Raw genomic sequence first — 4,778 nt, forward strand, 5'->3', positions numbered from 1 at the left:
GGCCATGGCGGGCCTCCCTTTCCGGTTCTGTGGTGTGTCCTTGTCTCACCTCCATCACATCGGTTGCGGCGGCCGGCGCTCAGTGCCGTACGACCCGAGGCCGAAGGCCCTTGGTCCTCCCCACGGAGCAGGGACCTTCGGCGCGGCGACGGGGCCCTCGGACACTCACCGCAGCCCGCCCGGGTGCGGCAGCGTCGGCGGCAGGAGGTGTGTGATGTCCGTTTCACTCGCTACCGAGCTCGGCGTCCGGCGGCTGCTGGTGGCGGCTGGGCAAGCACCGTCGGTGTTCAATACCCAGCCGTGGCGCTTCCGCGTGGTGCGCCGGGAATCCATCGAGGTGTTCGCCGACCCCGACCGGCGGCTGCGGATCAGCGATCCGCGCGGGCGTAATCAGTACGTGAGCTGCGGCGCGGCGCTGTTCAACCTGCGCCTGGCGGTGCGCACGGCCGGGCAGCGTCCGATGGTGTGGCTGCTGCCCTCACCCGAGGAGGAGCCCGAATTGCTGGCCGCCGTGCGCATGGCCGGGTCGTTGCCCGTTCCCGGGGAGTACCGCGCGTTGTACGACCTCATCCCCGTGCGCCGCACCAGCCGCCGGCCCTTCGCCGACCATGCCCTGCCGCACGCGGTGCGGGCCGAGCTCCGGCGGGCCGCCGGGCGGGAAGGCGCGGGGCTGGTGTTCCTCGACCGGCACGCGACGGACGACATGCTGGACTATGCCGCCATCGCCGAGGAGGAGCTGGCCCGTGACCACGACTATCGTGCCGAGCTGGCCGCGTGGACGATGCCGGGGCCGCGCTACGACGGCCTTCCCGACTACGTCCACGGGCCGCATCCGCTGGGGGATCCGGCGCCTGTGCGGGACTTCGGGCGGCAGGTAGGAGAGGCGCGCTTCGAGGAGCGGCCACAGCTGGCGGTGCTGACCACGATGGGTGATCGCCCTGTGGATTGGCTGCGGGCCGGTCAGGCGCTGCAGCGAGTACTGCTGGCGGCGGCCGGGCACGGCGTGTCGGCGTCGTTCCTGAACCAGCCCCTCGACCTGCGCGACATGCGCAAGCGCCGCGACCCGCACCACCGCCGAGGCCACCCCCAGATGATCATCAGGTTCGGGTACGGGCTTCCCGTGGCTCGCAGCCCGCGACGCCCCACCGCCGAGCTGGAAGCCGCTTGAGGCCCGGGATGACATCGCCGGGCGTGGCAACCCGAGGGAAGGCGCCACGCTGTCCGGCTGGATGGAGCGGCGCACCAAGCCGCCATCGCTGTCCGCATGACCGGCCGGTCGCCTCCCGTATGGAGGCGACATGGAGGCGACATGGAGGCGACCCGGCCCCGTGCCCGCAGGCCCCCACTGGTCAGGACCAGTGGGGGCCGCTCGTTGAGTCCGCTCAGCCCTTCCGTGCCCAGTCGCCCAGCGACCAGTCGCGCACCTCGGGCATGTCTTCCAGGTGTTCGACCACGTACGCCTGATGGTCGGCGAGTTTCCGCTCGCACCAGGCCATCAGGTCGGCGGCGCCGCGCGGCAGCCGCCTGGCGTTGTTGATGGCGTCCATGACGAGGTGGTAGCGGGAGGCGCGGTTGCGCACGGTCATGTCGAAGGGCGTGGTGGTGGTGCCCTCCTCGATGAAGCCGCGGACCCTGAACCGGTCGGCGTCCGGGCGGCCGTGCACGAGCTGGTGGATGGCGCCGGGATAGCCGTGGAAGGCGAACACGACGTCGACGGTGTCGGTGAACAGCTCGGTGAACAGGGTGGGGCTCATGCCGTGCGGATGGTCCTTCGGCCGCGGCAGCGTCATCAGGTCGACAACGTTGACCACCCGGACCTTGAAGCCGGGCAGCCGCTCCTTGAGTATCCGCGCCGCCGCGACCGTCTCCATGGTCACCACGTCGCCGGCGCAGGCCAGCACGATGTCGGGGTCGCTGCCGCCGTCGTCGGTGCCGGCCCATGCCCAGATGCCGGCCCCGCGGGCGCAGTGCTCGATCGCCTCGTCGATGCCGAGCCACTGCAGCTGCGGCTGCTTGTCGATGACGATGAGGTTGATGTACGAGCGCGAGCGCAGGCAGTGGTCGGCCACCGACAGCAGGCAGTTGGCGTCCGGCGGCAGGTAGACGCGGGCGACGTCGCCGCGCTGGGTCAGCACGACCTGGATGAGGCCGGGCCCCTGGTGGGAGAAGCCGTTGTGGTCGTTGCGCCAGGCGGTCGAGGTCAGCAGCACGTTCAGGCTGGGCACCTTGGCCCGCCAGGGCAGCCGGCTGGCCTCCTGCAGCCACTTGCCGTGCTGCACCGTCTGGGAGGCGCTGACCATCGCGAACGCCTCGTAGGTGGCGAACATGCCGTGCCGCCCGGTCAGCGTGTAGCCCTCCAGCCAGCCGTGGCAGTTGTGCTCCGACAGCACCTCCATGACCCGCCCGTCGCGGCTGATCGCCACGTCGTCGCCGGTGACGCGTTCGGCGAAGGCGCGGTCGGAGGCCTCGAACACGGCGCCGAGCCGGTTGCTGTTGGTCTCGTCCGGGCAGAACAGCCGGAAGGTGTCGGGGTTGTCGCGGTACACGTCCCGCAGCAGCTCGCCGAGCCGCCGGGTCGACTCGGCGCGCGACTGCGCCGGGCGCGGCACTTCGACGGCGTAGTCGCGGAAGTCGGGCAGGGCGAGATCACGCGTCAGCAGGCCGCCGTTGGCGTGCGGGCTGGCGCTCATCCGCAGGTCGCCCTCCGGCGCCAGAGCACGCACCGTCTCGCTGGGCGCGCCGGTGGAGTCGAACAGCTCCTCCGGCCGGTACGAGCGCAGCCAGCTCTCCAGGATCGCCAGGTGCTCCGGGTTGTCGCGCACCCCTGAAAGCGGCACCTGGTGCGAGCGCCAGGTGCCCTCCATCTGCACGCCGTCCACCTGCTGCGGGCCGGTCCACCCCTTGGGCGAGCGCAGCACGATCAGCGGCCACCGCGGCCGGGTGCCGTCCCATTCGCCGGTACGGGCCAGGTGCTGAATGGCGCGGATGCGGGCCCATGCCTCGGCCAGCGTCGCCGCGAAGCGGTGGTGCATGCCCGGCAGGTCCGAACCCTCCACCTCCAGCACCTCGTAGCCGTGGCCTTCCAGCAGCCGGCGCACCTCCGTGGGATCCTTGCGGGACAGCACCGTCGGGCCGGCGATCTTCGCGCCGTTGAGGTGCAGGACCGGCAGCACGGCGCCGTCACGCTCAGGGTTGAGGAACGACACGCCCTTCCAGGATCCCTCCAGCGGTCCCGTCTCGGCCTCGCCGTCGCCCACCACCGCCACCGCCAGCAGGTCGGGGTTGTCCATGACCGCGCCGAAGGCGTGCACCAGCACATACCCGAGCTCGCCACCCTCGTGGATCGAGCCCGGCGTGGTCACCGAGACGTGACTGGGAATGCCGCCCGGGCTGGAGAACTGCCGGAACAGGCGCAGCATCCCGGCCTCGTCCTGGCTGACGTGCGGGTAGATCTCGCTGTAGGCGCCCTCCAGGTATCCGGCGGCCACCAGCGCCGGCCCGCCGTGCCCGGGCCCGGCGAGATAGATCGCCTGCTGTCCAGTGTGCCGGATGAGCCGGGTGAGGTGGGCGTAGATCAGCGACAGTCCGGGGCTGGTGCCCCAGTGGCCCAGCAACCGCGGCTTGATGTGCCGCGGTGCCAGCGGCTCCCTTAACAGCGGGTTGCCCTGCAAGTAGATCTGCCCGATGGTGAGATAATTGTTGGCCCGCCACCAGGCGTCCAGTTGTCCGACCTCCTCGGCGCCGGGAGAGGCCAGCCTTCGGAACAGGTCCTCGTCGACGGCCTTGCGGACCTGCTCGTCCGAAACTGCGGTCATGCGCACATTCCCTTCTCAGAGTGGGTTGCGGTAGTGCCCGATGCGCGGCTGCCAGTCCCATCCCAGACCGGGAAAGGGCAGCTGTCCAGAGGATCACCGGATCCCTGGGAGTGATCGGAAAGGGGTCAGGCATCGGACCGTGCACATGGCACAGGACACCTGAATCCCCACCCGGGACCTCTGCCGTCACGCTACGTTCGCAGCCGGCGATGAGACAGGGGCGAAGGTCGGTCCGGAAGGGCCGGAAGGCGGGTGATTTCATGCGGAGGGCAATGAGGTAGGCGGACCCATCGCGATGGAGGAAGGAACGATGGAAGCCAAGCAGTAGACGGTGCGGATTCACCTGACCGGGGACGGCGACGACACACCGGCCCGAGCGATGCTGATGCCGAGACCCGGTGGTCAACAGCGCGTGCCTCCTCGTGTTGCGGGTCCGGCGCCGTCGCGCTCACCCCACAACGCGACATCGGGTTGCGCCGCGGTCTGTCACGGGAGAGGTCCCGGAGCTCAGCACGGCCTGAACTCCGGGCGCGTTGGATGGCCTCATGGGCGAGCTGACTAACGACCGCCCGGTCCGGGACCTTCGGCTCTGAACAAAGCCGTCCTCGCGATGTGTGATGAGGACGGCCGACAAGAGGAGATACATGGACGCCGGCACGTACCGGGTCCATGAAGATCCCCGAAACACCGTACGCTCCGCAAGATGATGGTCGGGGAAGGGCTGATCGGCATGCGCAGGCCGTCGCGGACGTGATGGTGACCGAGATCGTCTCCGTCACCGCCGCCCTCGGCCTCATGGCCATGCTCTCCCGTCCCGGTGACGAGCCGCGCTGAGCGAGCGGTACCCGTTCGGCCCGAGCAGAGACGTCACCGTGCCCGGCATCGTCCGGGTCAAGCACGTGAGGAGATCGCCATGACCGCCGTCGTCGAGAACGTGATGACCACCGAGGTGGCCGCCGTCAA

3 protein-coding genes are annotated in these 4,778 nt (G+C 70.2%); 2 read left to right on the plus strand and 1 reads right to left on the minus strand.

The features are described 5' to 3' along the window. The first annotated feature begins 214 nt into the window (after positions 1 to 214). A complete protein-coding gene (locus ACGFI7_RS41695) occupies positions 215 to 1,168 on the plus strand; it encodes an Acg family FMN-binding oxidoreductase (protein WP_393415393.1) in 954 nt (317 codons plus the stop codon). A gap of 214 nt (positions 1,169 to 1,382) precedes the next feature. Here the strand turns inward: ACGFI7_RS41695 and ACGFI7_RS41700 are convergent, their stop codons facing one another. Continuing rightward, positions 1,383 to 3,815, minus strand: a complete 2,433-nt coding sequence (locus ACGFI7_RS41700) for a phosphoketolase (RefSeq protein ID WP_393415396.1) — start codon at positions 3,813 to 3,815, stop codon at positions 1,383 to 1,385. A 669-nt stretch (positions 3,816 to 4,484) separates the two neighbouring features. Between ACGFI7_RS41700 and ACGFI7_RS41705 the strand changes: the two genes are divergently transcribed. Further along, positions 4,485 to 4,649, plus strand: a complete 165-nt coding sequence (locus ACGFI7_RS41705) for a hypothetical protein (RefSeq protein WP_393415398.1) — start codon at positions 4,485 to 4,487, stop codon at positions 4,647 to 4,649. The last annotated feature ends 129 nt before the right edge of the window (positions 4,650 to 4,778 follow it).

The organism is Nonomuraea sp. NPDC048826, assembly GCF_043198225.1.
Taxonomy (GTDB): Bacteria; Actinomycetota; Actinomycetes; order Streptosporangiales; family Streptosporangiaceae; genus Nonomuraea.